Origin of the sequence: Enterobacter asburiae, from assembly GCF_007035645.1 — a bacterium.
In the GTDB taxonomy this organism is placed as follows: domain Bacteria; phylum Pseudomonadota; class Gammaproteobacteria; order Enterobacterales; family Enterobacteriaceae; genus Enterobacter; species Enterobacter asburiae_B.
The window spans coordinates 715,696-737,653 of record NZ_AP019632.1; the positions used below are offsets into that span (position 1 = coordinate 715,696).

The window sequence follows — 21,958 nt, forward strand, 5'->3', positions numbered from 1 at the left end:
GTGTTTAAAAGCCCTGGTCGAAATAGCTTTCGAGGATGATTACTGCTGAAGCGGAGTCCACGCTGCCTTTGTTGAGAGCCCGGAAGCCGCCGTGCTCAAACAGGCCCGCGCGCGCTTCGACGGTGCTAAGACGCTCGTCGTGAAGCTTCACGGAGACGCCAAAGCGGCCATGGATTTTATTGGCGAACTTACGCGCCCGGGCGGTAAGCGGCTGTTCTGTGCCGTCCATGTTCAGCGGGAGCCCAACAATCACGTCATCCGGCTGCCACTCTTTGAGCAGACGCTCGATAAGATTCCAGTCTGGCGTGCCGTCGTTGGCCTTCAGGGCCGTAAGCGGACGCGCGGTACCGGTGATGCGCTGACCCACGGCGACGCCAATGCTTTTAGTACCAAAATCGAAGGCCAGAAGCGTTCCGCTCATCAGGCGTGCCCCGCTACGCCAGGCATGGTCAGGATATCAATGCCAATCAGCTTTGCCGCGTCACGCCAGCGATCGGCGATCGGGGTTTTAAACAGGATATTCATGTCCGCAGGCGCGGTAAGCCAGGCGTTATCGAGGATCTCTTGCTCAAGCTGGCCTTTCTCCCACGACGAATAGCCCAGCGCCACCAGCACTTCAGAAGGCTGCTCAGCGGTGCCCAGCGTTTCAAGCACGTCGCGCGAGGTCGTGATAACGGTGTTATCCGAAATTCGAATACTGGAAGAGAATACCGGCGGCGTATGCAGGATAAAGCCGCGATCTTCTGCAAGAGGTCCACCCAGCATCACCGGTTTATCAAGCCGGATTTCCGGCAGTCGCGCTTCAGCCGGTATTTTCAGCTTGTCCAGAATTCCTTCAACCTGAAGATTTTCCAGTGGTTTATTGATGATAATACCCATCGCGCCGTCTTCATTGTATTCACAAATATAAACCACGGCACGGCGAAAAATCGGGTCCTGGAGAGCAGGCATGGCAATAAGAAAGTGATGCTGTAAATTCATTGTCAGAGGTACTGTTTCCTGGTTTAAAAAGCGACAGCGCCCAGTATGGGGACAAACACAGGCGCTGTCACTAATAGTATTGTTAGGTTATTTCTGTAAACGTTTTTCGATAGCGTCCATCAGCATTCCGGTGATCGAAATCGGGAATTCCGCTTCAATTTCACGAATGCAGGTCGGGCTGGTGACGTTCACTTCGGTCAGACGATCGCCGATGATATCCAGGCCAACGAAGATCAGGCCTTTGGCTTTCAGCGTCGGGCCAACGCGGCGGGCAATTTCCCAGTCGCTTTCGGTCAGCGGGCGCGGCTCACCGCGGCCACCGGCTGCCAGGTTCCCACGAGTTTCGCCACCCTGCGGGATACGTGCCAGGCAGTAAGGAACCGGTTCGCCATCTACCACCAGAACGCGCTTATCGCCGTCTTTGATCGCCGGAATATAGTTCTGTGCCATGCAGTAGCGCGTGCCCAGTTCGGTCAGCGTTTCGGCAATCACGCCAATATTCGGGTCGCTCTCTTTCACGCGGAAAATCGACGCGCCGCCCATGCCGTCCAGCGGCTTCATGATGATATCGCCGTGCTTCTGCCAGAATTCTTTCAACTGGGCTTTGCTGCGGGTCACCAGGGTTTCCGGCGTCAGGTCAGAGAACCAGGCGGTGTAGAGCTTCTCGTTGCAGTCGCGCAGGCTCTGCGGCTTGTTGACGATCAGCGTGCCTTTCTCTTCTGCACGCTCAAGGATGTAGGTGCTGTAGATGTATTCGGTGTCGAACGGCGGATCTTTACGCATCAGGATGACGTTGAGATCGGCCAGGGCAATATCCTGCTCGGTGCCGAACTCGTACCATTTGTCGTAGTTCTGCTCGACGTTAACGATGCGGGTGCGCGCGCGGGCTTCACCGTTGATCAGGTAAAGATCGTTCATCTCCATATAGTGGAGTTCATAGCCGCGACGCTGCGCTTCCAGCAGCATGGCGAAGCTGGAATCTTTCTTGATGTTAATGTTTGCGATGGGGTCCATCACGATGCCGAGCTTGATCATGTTCTTCTCCGTTAATGCTTCAACCCAGATCGCCAAACCGTACCTGTAGCGCGGTAATGGCCGTGAGTGCCGTTGTCTCAGTGCGCAGAACGCGAGGTCCCAACAGAATATCAGTAAACTGGTAACGTGCCGTCATCGCAATTTCATCCGCCGACAGGCCGCCTTCGGGGCCAATCAGCAGGCGTACGCGCTCAACGGGCAGAGGCAGCGTATTGATGCTGGCGCTGGCGCGCGGATGAAGATTGAGCTTCAGCCCGCTCTCCTCTTCTGCACACCAGTCCTCCAGATCCATCGCCGGGCGGATCTCCGGAATACGGTTGCGGCCACTCTGTTCGCAAGCCGCAATGGCAATTTTCTGCCACTGCTGGATCTTTTTGTTCAGACGTTCCGCATCCAGTTTAACGCCACAGCGTTCAGAAAAAAGTGGCGTAATGAGGCTTACACCCAGTTCAATGGATTTCTGAATGGTGAACTCCATTTTCTCGCCGCGCGACATCACCTGGCCCAGATGGATGTGCAGCGGTGATTCCCGGTCATCCACTTCGCCACGCAGGACGTTAACGTGTACGCTTTTTTTATCAGACCGCGTGATTTCCGCGTCGAAAACCTGGTTCGAGCCGTCGAACAGCTGTATTGCCTGACCTGCGCCCATGCGCAGCACGCGGCCAACGTGGTTGGCGGCGTCATCAGACAGGGCGATTTCGCGGCCTGCGGTAATCAGTTCAGGATGGTAAATGCGGGGAATGCGCATAGTCAGAAATTCCATGTGTCATGCGATATAAGCGAATTGCCGTAGTGTAGGTTAGCTCTTTTGCGCCTGGCAAGCCCGCTGGACGTAAGGGTTGTGATTCCCCTGGACTCTGGCGATACGTTCGTCGCGCTGGCATTCCCACTCTGTCACCGGATACTGCTTGTCCCAGGCGTTGAACAGCTGCGTCTGCTGGCGGGAGAGGTTGAGGTCGTAACGGTCACGCATATAGAAGTAGGTGCGGGCGATACTGCCGCGCGCGCGGGCAGGGGGCTCGGCGACTTTCTCTTTAAAATCAACCTTCATACCGCACTGGCCGTACTGGCCTTCGCCACCGTTCCACTGGCTGTACATAAAATTACCCCGGTCGCCGTTCACTTCACCTACGGCAGGCTGCAGGTTATGCATATCGCTTTCCATCTGGCGATAAACCGGATCTTTGGCGCAGTTTTTACGTCCACCATCCTGCCAGCACTGGCGCTGGTGGCCAAACTGCCAGGCCGGAACGACATGTTCCCATTCAATGCGGCTGGCGCGGTTTTCGTTTTTACGCACCTTATAGCCGCAGGACTCAAGGTCAACGACCCCTTTTTTACCCTGCCAGTTAATTTTACAGCCGCAGTAGAAATCGCCCGGCACATCGGCGTTTACCTTTACGCCTGCTGCCTTAGCCTGGGAAAAACTGTTGATACCGTCGGCCAGAGCATGGCCTGAGAGCGCCGTCGTCAGAAAGGCGACCGCGAGAGAAAAATTACGGGACATCTTACACTCCGTGTCAAAACGAGCCCGCAACGTAACGAATGTTGTTCCCGTATGCAATCAGTCAGATCAGGAAAGTTCCTGAAAGTTCAGATGATTATTCCGCAACCAGCGGCTCGCCGCATTTGACGCAGCGGTAGGTCGCCTCGCCGCGCACCACGCGATTATGGCGGCGGACGGTAAGCTGGTGCTGCTGACACTGGCAGCGGTAGGGGAAGGTATTGCGGCGCACCGATTCCAGCTCGAACTGATGGGTACGGCGTGCCGGAACGCCGAGCACCGCTTCCATCATCCACTTCCACTCCTTGCCGTGGGGCGCGACGCGTCCGAAGTGTTTCCACACCAGCAGATGCGCCAGCTCGTGCGGTACCACTTCCTCGATAAACGCCTGCTGGTTTTCCATCATCAGCACCGGGTTAAGGCGGATCTCATAAGGCTCGAGCCAGGCGGTGCCGGCCGCGGTGCCGCGCTGCTGATATACGATCTTAGGTTCAGGGTAATTACGGCCGAGCTTCAGGTTCGCCTGGGCGAGTTTTTCCCGCATGCAGCGCATAACGGCTTGCTGAACGGCAATGGGGAGACGGGGTGCTTTCATAGGGGCAGAGCATAAAGCGCGAAGCGGGGAGGCGCAAGAGGCGCCTCCCGCATGAGGATTAGTCGTGGGCGCCGATTTCGCGCAGAGGACGACCTTTCATCAGGTTACGTTCAATATGTTCCAGAGAAACGTGTTTGGTTTCTGGAACCAGCCAGATAGTCAGCACAATAAAGAAGATGTTCAGACCAGCGTAGACCCAGAAGGTGTTCGCGTTGCCCAGGGTATTGAGCATGGTCAGGAACGTTGCGCCGACGATCATGTTGGCAATCCAGTTGGTTGCGGTAGAGCAGGTGATACCAAAATCACGCCCTTTCAGCGGCTGGATCTCAGAGCACAGCACCCAAATCAGCGGGCCGGCGCTCATCGCAAACCCGACGATAAACATCAGCAGCATGCCGACCGCAAAGTACTGGGCGGTTGGTGAGTGAATGCCCACATGCATCATGGTACCGAGGACACCCATACCGGCCGCCATCACCAGGAAGCCCAGCGTCAGGGTTGGCTTACGTCCCCAGCGGTCCACCAGGCCAATGGCGATAAAGGTCGCCAGCACGTTGGTCAGACCCACGATGACGGTCCCCCACATCTGCTCGGTGGTGTTGGTATAGCCCGCCAGCTCAAAGATTTTTGGCGCGTAATACATGATGACGTTCATCCCGGTGAACTGCTGCATCACCTGAAGCAGCACGCCGAGGAACACCGCGCGGCGGAAGTTGCTGTTCTCTTTAAACAGCGCCCAGCCGGACTGCTTGACCTTCAGACTTTCGCGGATCTCTTCCAGCTCGTTTTTCGCTTCCGCGCTGGTATCGCGCAGGCGCATCAGTACGCGTTCGGCATCGTGGAATCGGCGTTTCGCGGCGAACCAGCGCGGGCTGTCCGGCAGGAAAAAGACGCCAATCAGCAGCAGAATGGCCGGGATGATGATCACGCCGAGCATCCAGCGCCATGCGCCGCTGTAGCTAAACGCGGTATCGGAAAGATACGCGCCCAAAATACCGATGGTGATCATGAGCTGATACATCGAAATCATACTGCCGCGGATTTTCTCCGGCGCGATTTCAGACAGGTAAAGCGGGGCGGTATAGGACGCCACGCCCACGGCCAGGCCGAGCAGCACGCGGGAAACCAGCAGAACCTCAACGTTAGGCGCAGCGGCAGAGAAGAGTGAACCGGCAACGAACAGGATCGCGCCGATCATCAGGCTCTTTTTACGCCCGAGCTTGAAGGAGAGCCAGCCGCTGCCGACGGCACCGACGGCGGCACCGAACATCATGGAGCTGACCACCCACTCCTGGGTGTGAGCGCTGATCTGGAACTCGTCAGTGATGAAAGGTAATGCACCGGCAATCACGCCGATATCCAGGCCAAAAAGTAATCCTGCCAGGGCGGCGAGGAAACAGACGAAGAATGTCATCGCCTTGTTGGACGTACGCCCCTGTTTTTTATTGTCAGGCATTATGCCCTCCAGTTGGGTTATCAGTTTTATTGATGTAAAGGGTAGGTGAGTGACCCGTAAAAATATGTGAGATTAATCACATAGGTGTAATCGGTTACACTAGCGTGCAACCGTAAAAATAATTAAAGCTTTGAAAATATAGAGGTAAACGAGGTGATATGCATCGCGAAAGAACACATTTCAGACTTAACTGAAAGGCGATGTAACAGCAGAAGAAAGGCGATCATGCAAAGAGAATATTCTGAAAGCGAGACGCGTCCGGTGCGGTGTAATCGGTACCATATGTGCACCTTTGCGGCGCCACCAACAAAAAAAGGCCAGCCCGAAGGCTGGCCTTTTATCACGCAGATGTCAGTCGATTACTTCAGACCGGCAGCTTCACGCAGCAGGGCGGCTTTGTCGGTTTTTTCCCATGGGAAATGTTCACGACCAAAGTGACCGTATGCCGCGGTTTCTTTGTAGATTGGGTGCAGCAGATCCAGCATCTGAATCAGGCCGTATGGACGCAGGTCGAAGAACTCGCGCACCAGCAGCGTCAGCTGTTCTGAAGGTACTTTCTCGGTACCGAAGGTTTCAACCATGATGGAGGTTGGCTCAGCTACGCCGATCGCGTAGGAAACCTGGATCTCACAGCGGTCAGCCAGGCCGGCTGCAACGATGTTTTTCGCCACATAACGTGCCGCGTACGCCGCAGAACGGTCAACTTTAGACGGATCTTTACCAGAGAACGCACCGCCACCGTGACGCGCCATGCCGCCGTAGGTATCAACGATGATTTTACGACCGGTCAGGCCGCAGTCGCCCATTGGGCCGCCGATAACGAAGCGTCCGGTTGGGTTGATGAAGAATTTGGTCGCAGAGCTCAGCCATTCGGTCGGCAGAACCGGCTTGATGATCTCTTCCATCACTGCTTCCTGCAGGGATTTCTGATCGATATCTTCGGAATGCTGGGTAGAAAGCACTACCGCGTCAATCCCAACGATTTTGCCGTCGTCATACTGGAAGGTGACCTGGCTTTTCGCATCCGGGCGCAGCCACGGCAGGGTGCCGTTTTTACGCACTTCAGCCTGACGCTGCACCAGACGGTGTGCGTAGGTGACCGGTGCTGGCATCAGCACGTCGGTTTCGTTGGTTGCATAGCCGAACATCAGGCCCTGGTCGCCCGCGCCCTGTTCCAGCGGATCGGCACGGTCAACGCCCTGGTTGATGTCTGGAGACTGTTTGCCAATCGCGCTCAGAACCGCGCAGGAGTTGGCATCAAAGCCCATATCAGAATGCACATAGCCGATCTCACGCACCGTGTTACGGGTGATCTCTTCGATATCAACCCATGCGCTGGTGGTGATCTCACCGCCAACCAGAACCATGCCGGTTTTGACATAGGTTTCGCACGCGACGCGCGCTTTAGGATCCTGCGCCAGGATCGCATCCAGCACTGCATCGGAGATTTGGTCAGCAATTTTATCAGGATGTCCTTCTGATACGGACTCGGACGTAAACAGGTGTTTTGCCATGTTTTATTTCACCTAAGAGGAATTTGGTTAGCTCAAGCTGCTGTGCGGAATAGCCAAAGGAGATAATTCTACCAAGGCCTGCAGGTTTTTGACACTGGCAGTATGAGTGTTAATCAGTATAGATGGATTAACATCTGGACGGCTATTTTAGGTCACTTCTTCGCCCGATTTCCAGTTTTTTTTGACTAACCTCTCACTCAGTTGAAATTACGGCTGGCAATAATTCCTGACGGCCCCGGCAACACGCACATTTATCTTTTGCTTTTTACCCCTGTTCTCGGTATAAAACGCGGCGCGCGGCTCATATAAAATAAGCGCTCGATGAACTCATCGTGTCGCCACTTCCAGCCGGGTTAAGCAGTGAACTTTTAGCTTTGGCTTGTGGTCCGTTTCAGCAGAGGCGGCCGTGGAGGTGATACGAGATAATGAACCATCGTTTTCCGCACATTCAGCGCAGCCGTTCTGGCGCGTATTTGATTCCCGCAACCCGCATTTCTAGTCTGCAAACCTGCCGATGTTATACCCATCTCGGCGCTTCTCAGGATTCCAGGGCCGGTCACGCTTTGTGAAAACTGAACAAGGGCGCTCTTGTTAATACAAGAGTTTTCTCGTGGTTTCGCCGAACCTTGTCATACAGAGTTCGGATACGTGTTTTACAATGATATGAACAAGAAACCGGTCGCACGGTCTGGTTTTCAGCATACTCTGCTGGGAAACGGAGCCGTTTATGGGTTGTTATCGCCGTATAACGCTGCGATAGTAGTCAACTGTTTTACACTTATTACAAAGAGTTGAGGTTCGCTATGTCTGACGACATGTCTTCTTTTTCGCCTTCGTCAGCGGGCGAACAGGGTGTACTACGTTCTATGCAGGAGGTTGCGATGAGCTCCGAGGAAGCCAGCAAGATGCTGCGCACTTACAATATTGCCTGGTGGGGCAATAACTACTACGACGTCAACGAACTGGGCCACATCAGCGTCTGCCCGGATCCGGACGTCCCTGAAGCGCGCGTGGATCTCGCGAAACTGGTGAAAGCCCGTGAGGCTCAGGGCCAGCGTTTGCCTGCACTGTTCTGCTTCCCGCAGATCCTGCAACATCGCCTGCGTTCTATTAACGCCGCGTTCAAGCGCGCGCGTGAGTCCTACGGCTATAAAGGCGACTATTTCCTGGTTTACCCGATCAAGGTGAACCAGCACCGCCGCGTGATTGAATCCCTGATCCACTCCGGCGAGCCGCTGGGCCTGGAAGCTGGCTCCAAAGCGGAGCTGATGGCGGTTCTGGCCCATGCGGGCATGACCCGTTCAGTGATCGTCTGTAACGGCTATAAAGACCGTGAATACATTCGTCTGGCGCTGATCGGCGAAAAGATGGGCCACAAGGTCTATCTGGTTATCGAAAAGATGACCGAAATCGCCATCGTGCTGGAAGAGGCCGAACGTCTGAACGTGGTGCCACGCCTTGGCGTGCGTGCGCGTCTGGCGTCACAAGGTTCCGGTAAATGGCAGTCCTCCGGCGGCGAGAAATCCAAGTTCGGCCTGGCGGCAAACCAGGTGCTGCAGCTGGTGGAAATCCTGCGCGAGCGCGGTCGTCTGGACAGCATTCAGCTGCTGCACTTCCACCTCGGCTCGCAGATGGCCAACATTCGCGACATCGCCACCGGCGTGCGTGAATCCGCGCGTTTCTACGTTGAGCTGCACAAGCTCGGCGTGAATATTCAGTGCTTCGACGTGGGCGGCGGCCTCGGCGTGGACTACGAAGGGACCCGCTCGCAGTCTGACTGTTCCGTGAACTACGGCCTGAACGAATACGCGAACAACATCATCTGGGCGATCGGTGATGCCTGTGAAGAGAACGGCCTGCCGCACCCGACGGTGATCACCGAATCCGGTCGCGCGGTGACCGCGCACCATACGGTGCTGGTCTCTAACATCATCGGCGTTGAGCGTAGCGAAATCAGCGAAGCGACGCCTCCGGCAGACGATGCTCCGCGTTCCCTGCAAAGCATGTGGGAAACCTGGCAGGAAATGCACGAGCCGGGCACGCGTCGTTCCCTGCGCGAATGGCTGCACGACAGCCAGATGGATCTGCATGATATTCACGTGGGTTATTCTTCAGGCACCTTCAGCCTGCAGGAGCGCGCGTGGGCGGAGCAGCTCTACCTGAACATGTGCCATGAAGTGCAGAAACAGCTCGACCCGAGCAACCGCGCGCACCGTCCGATTATCGACGAGCTGCAGGAGCGTATGGCGGATAAGATTTACGTCAACTTCTCGCTGTTCCAGTCGATGCCGGATGCCTGGGGTATCGACCAGCTGTTCCCGGTTCTGCCGCTGGAAGGGCTGAACCACGCGCCGGAACGTCGTGCGGTGCTGCTGGATATCACCTGTGATTCCGACGGTGCCATCGACCACTACGTCGACGGCGACGGTATCGCAACGACGATGCCAATGCCGGAATACGACCCGGAGAACCCGCCGATGCTGGGCTTCTTTATGGTCGGCGCGTATCAGGAGATCCTCGGCAACATGCACAACCTGTTCGGTGATACCGAAGCGGTGGACGTGTTCGTGTTCCCTGACGGCAACGTGGAAATTGAGCTGTCCGATGAAGGAGACACCGTGGCGGACATGCTGGAATACGTTCAGCTGGATCCGAAAAAACTGCTCACTCAGTTCCGCGACCAGGTGAAAAACACCGGTCTGGACGATGCGCTCCAGCAGCAGTTCCTGGAAGAGTTTGAAGCGGGCCTGTACGGGTACACCTACCTGGAAGACGAGTAGGAAAACGCCCTCTCCCACAGGGAGAGGGCGGGGTGAGGGCATCAGACCGCACAATGCCCTATACTCACTTGAACCCGTATGCATTACCGGCGATAATTCGCCCCAATGAGCGATTTACGAATCAATCCCTTCCTCGTCGGGTTTAACGACGCGGAGGGGATTTTTTTTCATCTGTTTTTAATGTATCGACTTTAAAAGAGGTCAGGACATGAGCACTTTAGGTCATCAGTACGATAACTCTCTGGTATCTAACGCGTTTGGTTTTTTACGCCTTCCGATGAACTTCCAGCCGTACGACAGCGACGCTGACTGGGTGATCACCGGCGTGCCGTTCGATATGGCAACATCTGGCCGCGCGGGTGGTCGTCACGGCCCGGCAGCGATCCGTCAGGTTTCCACTAACCTGGCCTGGGAGCATAACCGCTTTCCGTGGAACTTCGACATGCGCGAGCGCCTGAACGTGGTGGACTGCGGTGACCTGGTGTACGCCTTCGGCGACGCGCGTGAGATGAGCGAGAAGCTGCAGGCGCACGCCGAGAAGCTGCTGGCTGCCGGTAAGCGCATGCTCTCGTTCGGCGGTGACCATTTCGTAACCCTGCCGCTGCTGCGCGCCCATGCGAAGCACTTCGGTAAAATGGCGCTGGTGCACTTCGATGCACATACCGACACTTACGCGAACGGCTGCGAGTTTGACCACGGCACCATGTTCTTCACCGCGCCGAACGAAGGTCTGATCGACCCGAACCACTCCGTGCAGATCGGCATTCGCACCGAGTTCGACAAAGACAACGGTTTCACCGTGCTGGATGCAGGCCAGGTTAACGATCGCGGCGTGGACGACATCATCGCTCAGGTGAAGCAGATCGTGGGTGATATGCCCGTGTATCTGACCTTCGACATCGACTGTCTGGATCCGGCATTTGCACCGGGCACCGGTACGCCGGTCATCGGCGGTTTGACCTCAGATCGTGCCATCAAGCTGGTGCGCGGCCTGAAGGATCTGAACATTGTCGGGATGGACGTGGTGGAAGTGGCGCCTGCGTATGACCAGTCCGAGATCACCGCGCTGGCCGCAGCGACTCTGGCGCTGGAAATGCTCTATATTCAGGCAGCCAAAAAAGGCGAATAAGCCTCACCTTGCGTGAAAAAAAACCTCTCTATTGAGAGGTTTTTTATTGCCTTTAGAACACGTTAAACGGGTATTCCACGTAAGCGCGGATCTCGTCCCCGCCCACGTTGTACTCGCTGGCGTTGCTCGAGACGCGTAGGACGGAGTAGCGCAGTTTCAGCTTCAGATCCTTCGCCGGACCATCCTGCACCTGGTACTGGATCTGGTTAAACCACTCGTGCTCTTTACCGTTGCTGGTTTCAGAGGTTTTGATGTTATCGCCGCGCACGTAGGCGGTAGTCCAGCTCAGGCCCGGTAAGCCAAGGCCGGCAAAGTCCAGAGCGTAGGATGCCTGCCAGGAACGTTCATCTTCGCCGTTAAAATCAGACCAGTAGGAGTTCGCCAGCCAGATGGTGTTTCCGCCGTCACCCACGCCGCCCTTGTCGCGATAGCCGCCGTAGTTGTAGCCGGTGCTGCCGCTGCTCTGCTGGTACGCCACTTTGAACGTGTGAATATCCCAGATGTAGCTCGCCGCCAGGCTCCAGATGGTGTTGCTGCGGCCCGTGTCGAGGCTGTCCGCGTAACCCTGATCCAGACGGGAGTTATAGCCGTTGAAGTCGAGCACCAGCTGCTGCCCGGTGCTGAACGGCTGTTTGAAGTTCATGCCCAGGTACTGCTTGTTCATCACCTCTTCATTATGAGAGGCGTACAGCGCGCCGCTGAACTGGTCGTTAAACTGATAGCTCGCACCGCCGAAGGAGAGGCTCTTCAGTCCGCTGTCGTGGCGGTCATCGCTTTTACGCTGCTCGTCGGTGAAGTAACCGGCGTTGATTTCCAGACCGTCGATCTCTTTCGAGGTCAGCATGGTGCCGGTGTAGCTTTCAAACAGCAGGCGGGAGCTGTCGGCATTCACGATGGGCAGCTCAGGGCGCTGATTTCCGTAGCTCAGTACGGTATTCGAGATGCGCATTTTGGCGGTTGCGCCAAACTTTGCCAGATCGGATTTTGCCCGGTCGTCGTCTTCCTGCTTAAAGAAGTCGATGCCGCCCGCGCCGCTCTTGCCGCGGCCGCCGTCCAGGCGCACGCCATACTGCGCGATTCCGTCCACGCCAAAGCCCACCAGCCCTTCGGTATAGCCGGATGCAAACGTGGCGATGATCCCCTGACCCCATTCGGCTTTATCCTGCTGGCCCTGATGGTAGTCGCGGCTGATATACGCATTGCGTAAAAACAGATCCAGATGGCTGTCGTCAATAAAACCCTGGCTGTCGGATTGCTGGCTTGCAGCGGCGGGTAATGCGGAAAATAAGCTTAAAGCAACTAATGATAATTCTTTTTTCACGGAGGGAACGTCTCTGTCTGGATATAGTAATTTGAATAACTGCGGGGGTGATAATTACCGGAAAAAGTGACCTTTGCAATAATTATGTGACCAGACATTTCAAGGTGATAAGGCAGATTTGGCGGGGCTTTCAGGGGGGTTGTCGATACGTGCTGTTAAGTTAACAATTCATGCGAAATAAAAAGGAGGCAAATCTGCCTCCTTCCAAAATTATTTAATTCCGTCTGCGGCCATACGATCGCGAATATGCTGTGCGCGTTCTTCTGAGGCCGGGTGATCGTCAAACATGGAGCTTTGGCGTCCGGCTTCCAGCTTGGCCAGTTTTTCGAAGCTGGTGGCTAAGCCTGATGGATTAATGCCGCGTTTGCGCAACAGATCGTAGGAGTAGTCATCCGCCTCGGACTCCTGACGCTGTGAGAACTGAGAGTTAACCAGCTTTTCACCCACGTCCCCAAGCTGTGACTGCGACAGGCTACCAACGATACCGCCCGCAGAGGCCGCTGCTGCGCGGATGGCATTGGTGCCCAGGGCAACCTGCATCCCTTTCTTCACGTGGCCCAGGGCAACGTGGCCCATTTCATGGCCGATGACCGCTTCCACTTCGTTGTCGGTCATCATGTCCATCAGCCCGCTGTAGACACGGATACAGCCGTTCGCCATCGCGAAGGCGTTCACGTCTTTCGCCATGTACACCTTGTAGTTCACCGGCTGGCCGTTGATGTTGTCGCCCAGCGCGGAAGCAATCTTATTCAGACGCTGCGTGTAGGTACTGTTAGCCGGCGCAAGCGTGGCTTTTCCGTCCATATCTTTACAGGCCTGGTCGCTCAGCGCTTTCACCTGCGCATCGCTCAGGGAATAGGCCTGAAAGGCCTCTGCGCCTGACGTCATCAGACCGTTAGAATCCATATTCTGACAGCCGCTCAGCAGGAGCGTTGTACCCAGGGCCAGCACTATTGCACGCATTTTCATGAGGTTGCTTCCGTACTCGTTAAACTGAATAAAATCCGAAAAGGGCACCGTCAGCGAAGCCGGTGTCGGGCTAAGTATAAGGAATATCTACAGGGCCGGGCGAGCAGATTGCGCAACATGCGAGCATGATCCAGAGATTTCTTAACAAGCAAAAGAATGCTCCATGTACATGACTTGCGGCTTGGGTTACATTGTTGGCACTTTTTTCCGGCGTAGCCCAAAACGCGCTGTCGTCAAGGGCATGGCCTTTAACAGTCCGATCTGGAGTTAAAATGTCCTCACGTAAAGAGCTTGCTAATGCTATTCGTGCGCTGAGCATGGACGCAGTACAGAAAGCCAAATCCGGCCACCCAGGGGCTCCTATGGGTATGGCTGATATCGCCGAAGTCCTGTGGCGTGATTTCCTGAACCACAACCCGCAGAACCCGTCATGGGCTGACCGCGACCGCTTCGTGCTGTCCAACGGCCACGGCTCTATGCTGATCTATAGCCTGCTGCACCTCACCGGCTACGATCTGCCAATTGAAGAGCTGAAAAACTTCCGTCAGCTGCACTCTAAAACTCCAGGTCACCCGGAAGTGGGTTACACCGCTGGCGTAGAAACCACCACTGGCCCGCTGGGGCAGGGTATTGCTAACGCTGTGGGTATGGCGATTGCCGAGAAGACGCTGGCGGCGCAGTTCAACCGTCCTGGTCACGACATCGTAGACCACTTCACCTACGCGTTCATGGGCGACGGCTGCATGATGGAAGGCATTTCTCACGAAGTGTGCTCCCTGGCAGGTACCCTGAAGCTGGGCAAACTGGTTGCGTTCTATGACGACAACGGTATCTCCATCGACGGTCACGTTGAAGGCTGGTTCACCGACGACACCGCAGCACGTTTCGAAGCCTACGGCTGGCACGTAGTGCGTGGCGTTGATGGTCACGATGCTGACTCGATTAAACGTGCAGTGGAAGAAGCGCGCGCTGTGACGGACAAACCGTCCCTGCTGATGTGCAAAACCATCATCGGCTTCGGCTCCCCGAACAAAGCGGGTACTCACGACTCCCACGGCGCACCGCTGGGCGACGCGGAAATCGCACTGACCCGCGAAGCGCTGGGCTGGAAACACCCTGCATTCGAAATCCCGTCTGAGATCTACGCTCAGTGGGATGCAAAAGAAGTAGGCCAGGCGAAAGAAGCGGCCTGGAACGAGAAATTCGCTGCCTATGCGAAAGCGTTCCCGCAGGAAGCGGCTGAATTCACCCGTCGTATGAAAGGTGATATGCCGTCAGACTTCGACGCGAAAGCGAACGAATTCATCGCTAAGCTGCAGGCGAACCCGTCTAAAATCGCGAGCCGTAAAGCGTCTCAGAATGCGATTGAAGCGTTCGGCCCATGGCTTCCAGAATTCCTGGGCGGCTCCGCTGACCTGGCGCCATCTAACCTGACCCTGTGGTCTGGTTCTAAGCCAATCAACGAAGATACTGCCGGTAACTACATCCATTACGGTGTACGTGAATTCGGTATGACCGCGATTGCCAACGGTATTTCCCTGCACGGCGGTTTCCTGCCGTACACCTCTACCTTCCTGATGTTCGTTGAATATGCACGTAACGCCGTGCGTATGGCCGCGCTGATGAAACAGCGTCAGGTGATGGTCTACACCCACGACTCCATCGGTCTGGGCGAAGATGGTCCAACTCACCAGCCGGTAGAGCAGGTGGCTTCCCTGCGCGTGACGCCGAACATGAGCACATGGCGTCCATGTGACCAGGTGGAATCCGCGGTGGCGTGGAAATACGGCGTTGAGCGTCAGGACGGTCCAACCGCGCTGATCCTCTCCCGTCAGAACCTGGCACAGCAGGAGCGTACGCCTGAGCAGCTGGCGAACATCGCTCGCGGTGGTTACGTGCTGAAAGATTGCGCGGGCCAGCCAGAGCTGATCTTCATCGCCACCGGTTCTGAAGTTGAACTGGCGGTTGCAGCGTGGGAAAAACTGACTGCCGAAGGCGTGAAAGCGCGCGTGGTTTCCATGCCGTCTACCGACGCGTTCGACAAGCAGGATGCCGCTTACCGTGAATCCGTGCTGCCTAAAGCGGTTTCTGCTCGCGTGGCAGTGGAAGCGGGCATCGCAGACTACTGGTTCAAATACGTGGGCCTGAACGGCGCTATCGTCGGTATGACCACCTTCGGTGAATCTGCTCCTGCAGAACAGCTGTTCGAAGAGTTCGGCTTCACCGTTGAGAACGTTGTCGCGAAAGCGAAAGAACTGCTGTAATCGTTTGTACGGTGCGGGCTGATGCCCTCACCCGAGCCCTCTCCCACGGGAGAGGGTGCATACACTAAAAAACGGTAACCTCTCGGTTACCGTTTTGCTTTTACCTTGCCGCCATTATTCCACCTAAAATGTGACGCAAGTCATATAGCTCGCTTATTCATCTGGACAGACATTCCTTTTATTCCCCGATTCGCTTATTCTTGCTGAAGCGTTTCAGTCGATTAAATGTTCGACAATTGACCAATCAATCGCAGTTTGTGACAGCAAGGATTCCCCTTCGGGCGTAGCTGGATTACTCTTTCAGCCACCTCAAACTCAGGGATTGCTTTGCAGGAGATCTATGACCGTACGCGTAGCGATTAATGGCTTCGGTCGCATCGGACGTAACGTGGTTCGTGCTTTATATGAATCAGGACGTCGGGCGGAAATAACCGTGGTGGCAATCAATGAACTGGCGGATGCTACGGGCATGGCGCATTTGTTGAAATATGACACCAGCCACGGACGCTTTGCCTGGGACGTACGCCAGGAAAGAGATCGACTTTTTGTGGGTGACGACGCTATTCGTGTGCTGCATGAGAACAGCATCTCCGGGCTACCCTGGCGTGAACTGGGTGTGGATGTGGTGCTTGACTGTACCGGCGTGTACGGCAACCGCGAACATGGCGAAGCGCATCTGGCAGCAGGCGCGAAAAAAGTCCTGTTTTCTCATCCCGGCAGTAACGACCTCGACGCGACCGTCGTGTTTGGCGTCAACCAGCATGAGCTGCAGGCCGAACACCGCATTGTTTCCAACGCCTCCTGTACCACTAACTGCATTATTCCGGTCATCAAACTGTTAGACGATGCGTATGGCATTGAATCCGGCACCGTGACCACGATTCACTCCGCCATGCACGATCAGCAGGTTATCGACGCCTACCATCCGGATTTACGACGCACTCGCGCAGCGAGCCAGTCAATCATTCCGGTGGACACGAAACTGGCTGCAGGGATCACCCGAATTTTTCCGCAGTTTAATGACCGATTTGAAGCGATTGCCGTGCGTGTTCCGACGATTAACGTCACCGCAATCGACCTTAGCGTGACGGTGAAAAAACCGGTAAAAGCCTGTGAAGTCAACCTGTTGCTGCAAAAAGCGGCACAGGGGGCATTTCATGGTATAGTTGACTATACGGAATTACCGTTGGTCTCAGTAGATTTTAACCACGACCCGCACAGCGCCATCGTCGATGGCACGCAAACGAGAGTCAGTGGCGCACACCTTATCAAGACGCTGGTCTGGTGTGATAACGAATGGGGCTTTGCTAACCGAATGCTCGACACCACGTTAGCAATGGCCGCTCAAGGTTTCAGGTAAGACGCATTGTGCGTCTGCAAAACTTTAAGAATCAACGAGAGGATTCACCATGTCTGTAATTAAGATGACCGATCTGGATCTGGCTGGTAAACGCGTTTTCATCCGTGCCGATCTGAACGTACCGGTTAAAGATGGCAAAGTGACCAGCGACGCGCGTATCCGTGCATCTCTGCCAACCATCGAACTGGCTCTGAAGCAGGGCGCGAAAGTGATGGTCACCTCCCACCTGGGTCGTCCAACTGAAGGCGAGTACAACGAAGAGTTCTCTCTGCTGCCAGTGGTTAATTACCTGAAAGACAAACTGTCCAATCCGGTTCGCCTGGTGAAAGATTACCTGGACGGCGTTGAAGTTGCAGCCGGTGAACTGGTTGTTCTGGAAAACGTTCGCTTTAACAAAGGCGAAAAGAAAGACGACGAAACTCTGTCCAAAAAATACGCTGCACTGTGCGACGTGTTCGTGATGGATGCATTCGGTACGGCTCACCGTGCTCAGGCGTCAACCCACGGTATCGGTAAATTCGCAGACGTAGCGTGCGCCGGTCCTCTGCTGGCTGACGAACTGGAAGCGCTGGGTAAAGCACTGAAAGAACCTGCTCGTCCAATGGTGGCTATCGTTGGTGGTTCTAAAGTTTCTACCAAACTGACCGTTCTGGATTCCCTGTCTAAAATCGCTGACCAGCTGATCGTTGGCGGTGGTATCGCGAACACCTTCGTTGCCGCTCAGGGCCACAACGTGGGCAAATCCCTGTACGAAGCAGACCTGGTTGACGAAGCCAAACGCCTGCTGAGCACCTGCGATATCCCGGTTCCAACTGACGTTCGCGTTGCGACCGAGTTCTCCGAAACCGCAACCGCGACCCTGAAATCTGTAAACGACATCAAAGACGAAGAGCAGATTCTGGACCTGGGCGACGTTTCTGCACAGAAACTGGCTGAAATCCTCAAAAACGCAAAAACTATCCTGTGGAACGGTCCTGTTGGCGTGTTCGAATTCCCGAACTTCCGCAAAGGTACTGAAATCGTTGCTAACGCTATCGCAGACAGCGAAGCGTTCTCTATCGCAGGCGGTGGTGACACCCTGGCGGCAATCGACCTGTTCGGTATCGCTGACAAGATCTCCTACATCTCCACTGGTGGCGGCGCATTCCTCGAATTCGTGGAAGGCAAAGTACTGCCAGCAGTAGCAATGCTCGAAGAGCGCGCTAAGAAGTAAGCCATTCAAGGGCAGGGAAACCTGCCCAATTTTCAGCGCGCTTTTAAGAGCTCGCACCTTTTCTAACGGCCGAAGATACAGGACTAAGCAACATGTCTAAAATTTTTGATTTCGTAAAACCTGGCGTTATCACTGGTGATGACGTACAGAAAGTGTTCCAGGTAGCTAAAGAAAACAACTTCGCTCTGCCAGCAGTTAACTGCGTGGGTACCGACTCCATCAACGCCGTACTGGAAACTGCTGCTAAAGTTAAAGCGCCAGTTATCGTTCAGTTCTCTAACGGCGGCGCTGCGTTCATCGCAGGTAAAGGCGTGAAAACTGACATTCCTCAGGGTGCTGCAATCCTGGGCGCTATCTCTGGTGCGCACCACGTACACCAGATGGCTGAGCACTACGGTGTTCCAGTTATCCTGCACACTGACCACTGCGCGAAGAAACTGCTGCCGTGGATCGACGGTCTGCTGGACGCGGGTGAAAAACACTTCGCGGCTACCGGTAAGCCACTGTTCTCTTCTCACATGATCGACCTGTCTGAAGAGTCACTGCACGAAAACATCGAAATCTGCTCCAAATATCTGGCGCGCATGGCCAAAATGGGCATGACTCTGGAAATCGAACTGGGTTGCACCGGTGGTGAAGAAGACGGCGTGGACAACAGCCACATGGACGCTTCTGCACTGTACACCCAGCCAGAAGACGTTGATTACGCTTACACCGAGCTGAGCAAAATCAGCCCACGCTTCACCATCGCAGCGTCCTTCGGTAACGTACACGGCGTTTACAAACCAGGTAACGTGGTTCTGACCCCGACCATCCTGCGTGATTCTCAGGAATATGTTTCCAAGAAACACAACCTGCCGCACAACAGCCTGAACTTCGTCTTCCACGGCGGTTCCGGTTCTTCTGCTCAGGAAATCAAAGACTCCGTAAGCTACGGCGTAGTGAAAATGAACATCGATACCGACACCCAGTGGGCAACATGGGACGGTATCCTGCAGTACTACAAAACCAACGAAGCTTACCTGCAGGGTCAGCTGGGCAACCCGAAAGGCGAAGACCAGCCGAACAAGAAATACTACGATCCACGCGTATGGCTGCGCGCTGCCCAGACTTCAATGATTACTCGTCTGGAGCAGGCATTCAAAGAACTGAACGCGGTAGACGTTCTGTAATTTGAGCTGCTAACAGCATCAGAAGGCCCGCAAATGCGGGCCTTTTTTTATGCTTTTTCAATACCCTGCCAGGCCGGTTTTTGTGATCTGTTTGGCAATACTTGCGCTTTTTGTTTACCCTTTACGGACCTGCCTGTCTCCATGGGGGATGGATTTTGTGTTTTGGTTTAACAAAAGGAAGAATAAATGGAACAACTCGATGTTGTAGACAGCATCAATAACGCCGGTAACTGGCTGGTGCGCAACCAGGCGCTGCTGCTGAGCTATGCCGTGAACATCGTCGCGGCAATTGCCATTATCATCGTCGGGATGATCGTGGCGCGCATTGTATCGAACACGGTTAACCGCGTAATGCTGGCCCGTAACATTGACGCCACGGTGGCTGACTTCCTCTCCGCTTTGGTGCGCTACGGCATTATCGCCTTTACGCTGATTGCGGCGCTGGGCCGTGTGGGCGTGCAGACCGCTTCCGTCATTGCCGTTCTCGGTGCCGCCGGTCTGGCCATTGGTCTGGCGCTGCAGGGCTCGCTGTCAAACCTGGCGGCTGGCGTTCTGCTGGTCACCTTCCGTCCGTTCCGCTCCGGCGAATACGTTGACCTTGGCGGCATTGCCGGAACCGTGCTACAGGTGCAGATTTTCTCAACGACCATGCGTACCGTCGATGGCCGCATCGTGGTCGTGCCGAACGGGAAAATCATCGCGGGCAACATCATTAACTTCTCCCGTGAACCGGTGCGTCGTAACGAACTGATTATCAGCGTGGCGTACGACTCCGACATCGATCAGGTGAAGTCGCTGATTAGCAACATCATTGCTTCAGACGATCGCATTCTGAAAGACAAAGAGCAGACGGTTCGCCTGAACGAGCTGGGCGCTTCCTCCATTAACTTCGTGGTGCGTATCTGGAGCAAAAGCAGCGATCTGCAAAACGTGTACTGGGACGTGCTGGAACGCATTAAGCGCGACTTTGATGCCAACGGCATCAGCTTCCCGTACCCTCAGATGGACGTAAACGTCAAAAAAGTCAAAGAAGCCGAATAACTTCTCGCAGGCCCGGTAGGCGCTAGCGCCACCGGGCTTTATTTTTATAAGTGCTGCTAATCCCCAATTAATATTATCAATTTCCTCTAATGTAATTCGCGCAGTATAGTCTCCTTCCAGAACAACACTGTGAGAATTTAGTCATGTTATCTTATTACTTTCAAGGGCTTGCCTTAGGTGCGGCCATGATCCTTCCCCTTGGCCCGCAAAATGCGTTTGTGATGAACCAGGGCATTCGCCGCCAGTATCATCTGATGATTGCCCTGCTGTGCGCGGTAAGCGATTTACTGCTGATCTGTGCCGGGATTTTTGGCGGCAGCGCATTGCTCATGCAGTCTCCCTGGCTGCTGGCGCTGGTCACCTGGGGCGGCGTGGCGTTTCTGCTCTGGTACGGTTTTGGTGCCCTGAAAACGGCGATGAGCAGCAACCTCGAACTGGCGAGCGCGGAAGTCATGAAGCAGGGCCGCTGGAAGATTATCGTCACCATGCTGGCGGTCACCTGGCTTAATCCGCATGTTTATCTGGACACCTTCGTGGTGCTGGGCAGCCTGGGCGGGCAGCTGGACGTTGAGCCGAAACGCTGGTTTGCGCTGGGTACGGTTAGCGCCTCTTTCCTCTGGTTCTTTGGCCTCGCCATTCTGGCTGCATGGCTGGCTCCTCGTCTGCGTACGGCCAAAGCCCAGCGCATCATTAATACGCTGGTGGGGCTGGTGATGTGGTTTATTGCTTTTCAGCTGGCAAAAGAGGGGATTCATCACGTACAGGAATTGTTCAACTAATCCTTGTCTTATGGACAACTGAACAAGACCCGCTAAGCTTGCTGGCATGCGCCCTGTTAATGGGCACTCTTCGCAACATGGAGGAATAACAGTGAAGTTTAAGGTGATGGCCCTGGCGGCATTAGTAAGTTTTGGTGCGGTGTCGGTGCAGGCAAGTGAACTGCCGGATGGCCCGCACATCGTCACTTCAGGCACCGCAAGCGTGGACGCGGTACCCGATGTCGCAACGCTGGCAATTGAAGTCAATGTGTCTGCGAAAGATGCGGCATCTGCCAAGAAGCAGGCTGACGATCGTGTTGCGCAATACCTCTCTTTCCTCGAGCAGAACGGTGTCGGTAAAAAAGATATCAACTCCGCGAACCTGCGTACTCAACCCGATTACGACTACCAGAATGGTAAAAGCATCCTGAAAGGCTACCGTGCCGTGCGTACCGTCGAAGTGACCGTGCGTCAGCTGGATAAGCTTAACTCGCTGCTGGATGGCGCGCTGAAGGCGGGTCTGAACGAAATTCGTTCCGTGTCGCTGGGCGTTGCGCAACCGGAGAAATACAAAGACGAAGCGCGTAAAGCGGCGATTGATGACGCTATTCACCAGGCGGAACAGCTGGCTTCTGGCTTTAAGAGCAAGCTCGGCCCGGTTTACAGCGTGCGTTACCACGTCTCTAACTACCAGCCAAGCCCGATGGTACGGATGATGAAGGCCGATGCGGCGCCTGTATCCGCTCAGGAAACTTACGAGCAGCCAACCATCCAGTTTGACGATCAGGTGGATGTGGTGTTCCAGCTGGAGCCAACTCAAACTCAGCAAACTGAGGCGGCTAAGGCGCAGTAATTTGCCCTCA

The 21,958-nt window shown here is 55.1% G+C and carries 21 protein-coding genes; 11 read left to right on the plus strand and 10 right to left on the minus strand.

What is annotated here, in order from left to right:
* Positions 1 to 4 precede the first annotated feature (4 nt).
* From ruvX to metK, 8 genes are all read right to left on the minus strand, one after another.
* Positions 5 to 421, minus strand: a complete 417-nt coding sequence (gene ruvX, locus FOY96_RS03445) for a Holliday junction resolvase RuvX (protein ID WP_029739223.1) — start codon at positions 419 to 421, stop codon at positions 5 to 7.
* Complete coding sequence (locus tag FOY96_RS03450; RefSeq protein WP_008499752.1) at positions 421 to 981, minus strand: YqgE/AlgH family protein; 561 nt, start codon at positions 979 to 981, stop codon at positions 421 to 423. The genes ruvX and FOY96_RS03450 overlap by 1 nt, the downstream gene beginning before the upstream one ends.
* 87 nt (positions 982 to 1,068) lie before the next feature.
* On the minus strand, positions 1,069 to 2,016 hold the full coding sequence (gene gshB, locus FOY96_RS03455; protein WP_029739222.1) for a glutathione synthase: 948 nt from the start codon (positions 2,014 to 2,016) through the stop codon (positions 1,069 to 1,071).
* Between the two features lie 19 nt (positions 2,017 to 2,035).
* Positions 2,036 to 2,767 carry a 16S rRNA (uracil(1498)-N(3))-methyltransferase gene (gene rsmE / locus FOY96_RS03460; RefSeq protein ID WP_023309126.1) on the minus strand — a complete coding sequence of 244 codons (732 nt, stop codon included), beginning with the start codon at positions 2,765 to 2,767 and terminating at the stop codon, positions 2,036 to 2,038.
* Between the two features lie 51 nt (positions 2,768 to 2,818).
* Entirely contained in the window at positions 2,819 to 3,526 is a 708-nt protein-coding gene (gene endA, locus FOY96_RS03465) for a deoxyribonuclease I (RefSeq protein WP_023333343.1), read from the minus strand.
* 94 nt (positions 3,527 to 3,620) lie between these two features.
* Complete coding sequence (locus tag FOY96_RS03470; protein ID WP_143346509.1) at positions 3,621 to 4,118, minus strand: SprT family zinc-dependent metalloprotease; 498 nt, start codon at positions 4,116 to 4,118, stop codon at positions 3,621 to 3,623.
* Positions 4,119 to 4,176: 58 nt separating this feature from the next.
* Entirely contained in the window at positions 4,177 to 5,574 is a 1,398-nt protein-coding gene (gene galP, locus FOY96_RS03475) for a galactose/proton symporter (RefSeq protein ID WP_023309123.1), read from the minus strand.
* 359 nt (positions 5,575 to 5,933) lie between these two features.
* Positions 5,934 to 7,088, minus strand: a complete 1,155-nt coding sequence (gene metK, locus FOY96_RS03480) for a methionine adenosyltransferase (RefSeq protein WP_010435443.1) — start codon at positions 7,086 to 7,088, stop codon at positions 5,934 to 5,936.
* A gap of 425 nt (positions 7,089 to 7,513) precedes the next feature.
* Between metK and FOY96_RS23340 the strand changes: the two genes are divergently transcribed.
* The 4 genes from FOY96_RS23340 (at position 7,514) to speB (ending at position 10,997) form a co-directional block, all read left to right on the plus strand.
* Entirely contained in the window at positions 7,514 to 7,657 is a 144-nt protein-coding gene (locus FOY96_RS23340) for a hypothetical protein (RefSeq protein ID WP_419095317.1), read from the plus strand.
* Between the two features lie 94 nt (positions 7,658 to 7,751).
* Complete coding sequence (gene yqgB, locus FOY96_RS03485; RefSeq protein ID WP_127341063.1) at positions 7,752 to 7,883, plus strand: acid stress response protein YqgB; 132 nt, start codon at positions 7,752 to 7,754, stop codon at positions 7,881 to 7,883.
* Positions 7,884 to 7,891: 8 nt separating this feature from the next.
* Complete coding sequence (gene speA / locus FOY96_RS03490) at positions 7,892 to 9,868, plus strand: biosynthetic arginine decarboxylase (protein WP_023309121.1); 1,977 nt, start codon at positions 7,892 to 7,894, stop codon at positions 9,866 to 9,868.
* A 208-nt stretch (positions 9,869 to 10,076) separates the two neighbouring features.
* Complete coding sequence (gene speB / locus FOY96_RS03495; RefSeq protein WP_014071686.1) at positions 10,077 to 10,997, plus strand: agmatinase; 921 nt, start codon at positions 10,077 to 10,079, stop codon at positions 10,995 to 10,997.
* 52 nt (positions 10,998 to 11,049) lie between these two features.
* Here the strand turns inward: speB and FOY96_RS03500 are convergent, their stop codons facing one another.
* Positions 11,050 to 12,318 (minus strand): OprD family outer membrane porin, encoded by a 1,269-nt coding sequence (locus FOY96_RS03500; protein ID WP_143346510.1) that lies wholly within the window; start codon positions 12,316 to 12,318, stop codon positions 11,050 to 11,052.
* Between the two features lie 210 nt (positions 12,319 to 12,528).
* Complete coding sequence (gene loiP, locus FOY96_RS03505) at positions 12,529 to 13,287, minus strand: metalloprotease LoiP (protein ID WP_021242066.1); 759 nt, start codon at positions 13,285 to 13,287, stop codon at positions 12,529 to 12,531.
* 272 nt (positions 13,288 to 13,559) lie between these two features.
* On the opposite strand from loiP, the gene tkt reads away from it, so the two are divergent.
* The 7 genes from tkt to FOY96_RS03545 all read left to right on the plus strand — a co-directional run bounded on the left by tkt (position 13,560) and on the right by FOY96_RS03545 (position 21,948).
* Positions 13,560 to 15,551, plus strand: a complete 1,992-nt coding sequence (tkt, locus tag FOY96_RS03515) for a transketolase (RefSeq protein ID WP_045355615.1) — start codon at positions 13,560 to 13,562, stop codon at positions 15,549 to 15,551.
* 340 nt (positions 15,552 to 15,891) lie between these two features.
* Positions 15,892 to 16,911 carry an erythrose-4-phosphate dehydrogenase gene (gene epd, locus FOY96_RS03520; protein ID WP_032660071.1) on the plus strand — a complete coding sequence of 340 codons (1,020 nt, stop codon included), beginning with the start codon at positions 15,892 to 15,894 and terminating at the stop codon, positions 16,909 to 16,911.
* A gap of 49 nt (positions 16,912 to 16,960) precedes the next feature.
* A complete protein-coding gene (pgk, locus tag FOY96_RS03525; protein ID WP_023333323.1) occupies positions 16,961 to 18,124 on the plus strand; it encodes a phosphoglycerate kinase in 1,164 nt (387 codons plus the stop codon).
* 92 nt (positions 18,125 to 18,216) lie between these two features.
* Positions 18,217 to 19,296 (plus strand): class II fructose-bisphosphate aldolase, encoded by a 1,080-nt coding sequence (fbaA, locus tag FOY96_RS03530; protein WP_029739216.1) that lies wholly within the window; start codon positions 18,217 to 18,219, stop codon positions 19,294 to 19,296.
* A gap of 186 nt (positions 19,297 to 19,482) precedes the next feature.
* Positions 19,483 to 20,337: a small-conductance mechanosensitive channel MscS gene (gene mscS, locus FOY96_RS03535; protein WP_033146600.1), complete on the plus strand. Its 855-nt coding sequence runs from the start codon at positions 19,483 to 19,485 to the stop codon at positions 20,335 to 20,337.
* Positions 20,338 to 20,480: 143 nt separating this feature from the next.
* Positions 20,481 to 21,116: an arginine exporter ArgO gene (gene argO, locus FOY96_RS03540; protein WP_021242063.1), complete on the plus strand. Its 636-nt coding sequence runs from the start codon at positions 20,481 to 20,483 to the stop codon at positions 21,114 to 21,116.
* 91 nt (positions 21,117 to 21,207) lie between these two features.
* The gene (locus tag FOY96_RS03545) at positions 21,208 to 21,948 is read left to right on the plus strand and encodes an oxidative stress defense protein (protein ID WP_023309114.1); all 741 of its coding nucleotides are present in this window, start codon (positions 21,208 to 21,210) and stop codon (positions 21,946 to 21,948) included.
* Positions 21,949 to 21,958: the final 10 nt, after the last annotated feature.

What these genes read in the sequence shown, in the direction of transcription:
- fbaA (WP_029739216.1), top strand. Translation starts at nt 18,217, where the DNA reads ATGTCTAAAATTTTTGATTTCGTAAAACCTGGCGTTATCACTGGTGAT.
- ruvX (WP_029739223.1), bottom strand. Translation starts at nt 421, where the DNA reads ATGAGCGGAACGCTTCTGGCCTTCGATTTTGGTACTAAAAGCATTGGC.
- FOY96_RS03450 (WP_008499752.1), bottom strand. Translation starts at nt 981, where the DNA reads ATGAATTTACAGCATCACTTTCTTATTGCCATGCCTGCTCTCCAGGAC.
- pgk (WP_023333323.1), top strand. Translation starts at nt 16,961, where the DNA reads ATGTCTGTAATTAAGATGACCGATCTGGATCTGGCTGGTAAACGCGTT.
- tkt (WP_045355615.1), top strand. Translation starts at nt 13,560, where the DNA reads ATGTCCTCACGTAAAGAGCTTGCTAATGCTATTCGTGCGCTGAGCATG.
- argO (WP_021242063.1), top strand. Translation starts at nt 20,481, where the DNA reads ATGTTATCTTATTACTTTCAAGGGCTTGCCTTAGGTGCGGCCATGATC.
- yqgB (WP_127341063.1), top strand. Translation starts at nt 7,752, where the DNA reads ATGAACAAGAAACCGGTCGCACGGTCTGGTTTTCAGCATACTCTGCTG.
- FOY96_RS03470 (WP_143346509.1), bottom strand. Translation starts at nt 4,118, where the DNA reads ATGAAAGCACCCCGTCTCCCCATTGCCGTTCAGCAAGCCGTTATGCGC.
- gshB (WP_029739222.1), bottom strand. Translation starts at nt 2,016, where the DNA reads ATGATCAAGCTCGGCATCGTGATGGACCCCATCGCAAACATTAACATC.
- speB (WP_014071686.1), top strand. Translation starts at nt 10,077, where the DNA reads ATGAGCACTTTAGGTCATCAGTACGATAACTCTCTGGTATCTAACGCG.
- mscS (WP_033146600.1), top strand. Translation starts at nt 19,483, where the DNA reads ATGGAACAACTCGATGTTGTAGACAGCATCAATAACGCCGGTAACTGG.
- FOY96_RS23340 (WP_419095317.1), top strand. Translation starts at nt 7,514, where the DNA reads ATGAACCATCGTTTTCCGCACATTCAGCGCAGCCGTTCTGGCGCGTAT.
- epd (WP_032660071.1), top strand. Translation starts at nt 15,892, where the DNA reads ATGACCGTACGCGTAGCGATTAATGGCTTCGGTCGCATCGGACGTAAC.
- speA (WP_023309121.1), top strand. Translation starts at nt 7,892, where the DNA reads ATGTCTGACGACATGTCTTCTTTTTCGCCTTCGTCAGCGGGCGAACAG.
- galP (WP_023309123.1), bottom strand. Translation starts at nt 5,574, where the DNA reads ATGCCTGACAATAAAAAACAGGGGCGTACGTCCAACAAGGCGATGACA.
- metK (WP_010435443.1), bottom strand. Translation starts at nt 7,088, where the DNA reads ATGGCAAAACACCTGTTTACGTCCGAGTCCGTATCAGAAGGACATCCT.
- rsmE (WP_023309126.1), bottom strand. Translation starts at nt 2,767, where the DNA reads ATGCGCATTCCCCGCATTTACCATCCTGAACTGATTACCGCAGGCCGC.
- loiP (WP_021242066.1), bottom strand. Translation starts at nt 13,287, where the DNA reads ATGAAAATGCGTGCAATAGTGCTGGCCCTGGGTACAACGCTCCTGCTG.
- endA (WP_023333343.1), bottom strand. Translation starts at nt 3,526, where the DNA reads ATGTCCCGTAATTTTTCTCTCGCGGTCGCCTTTCTGACGACGGCGCTC.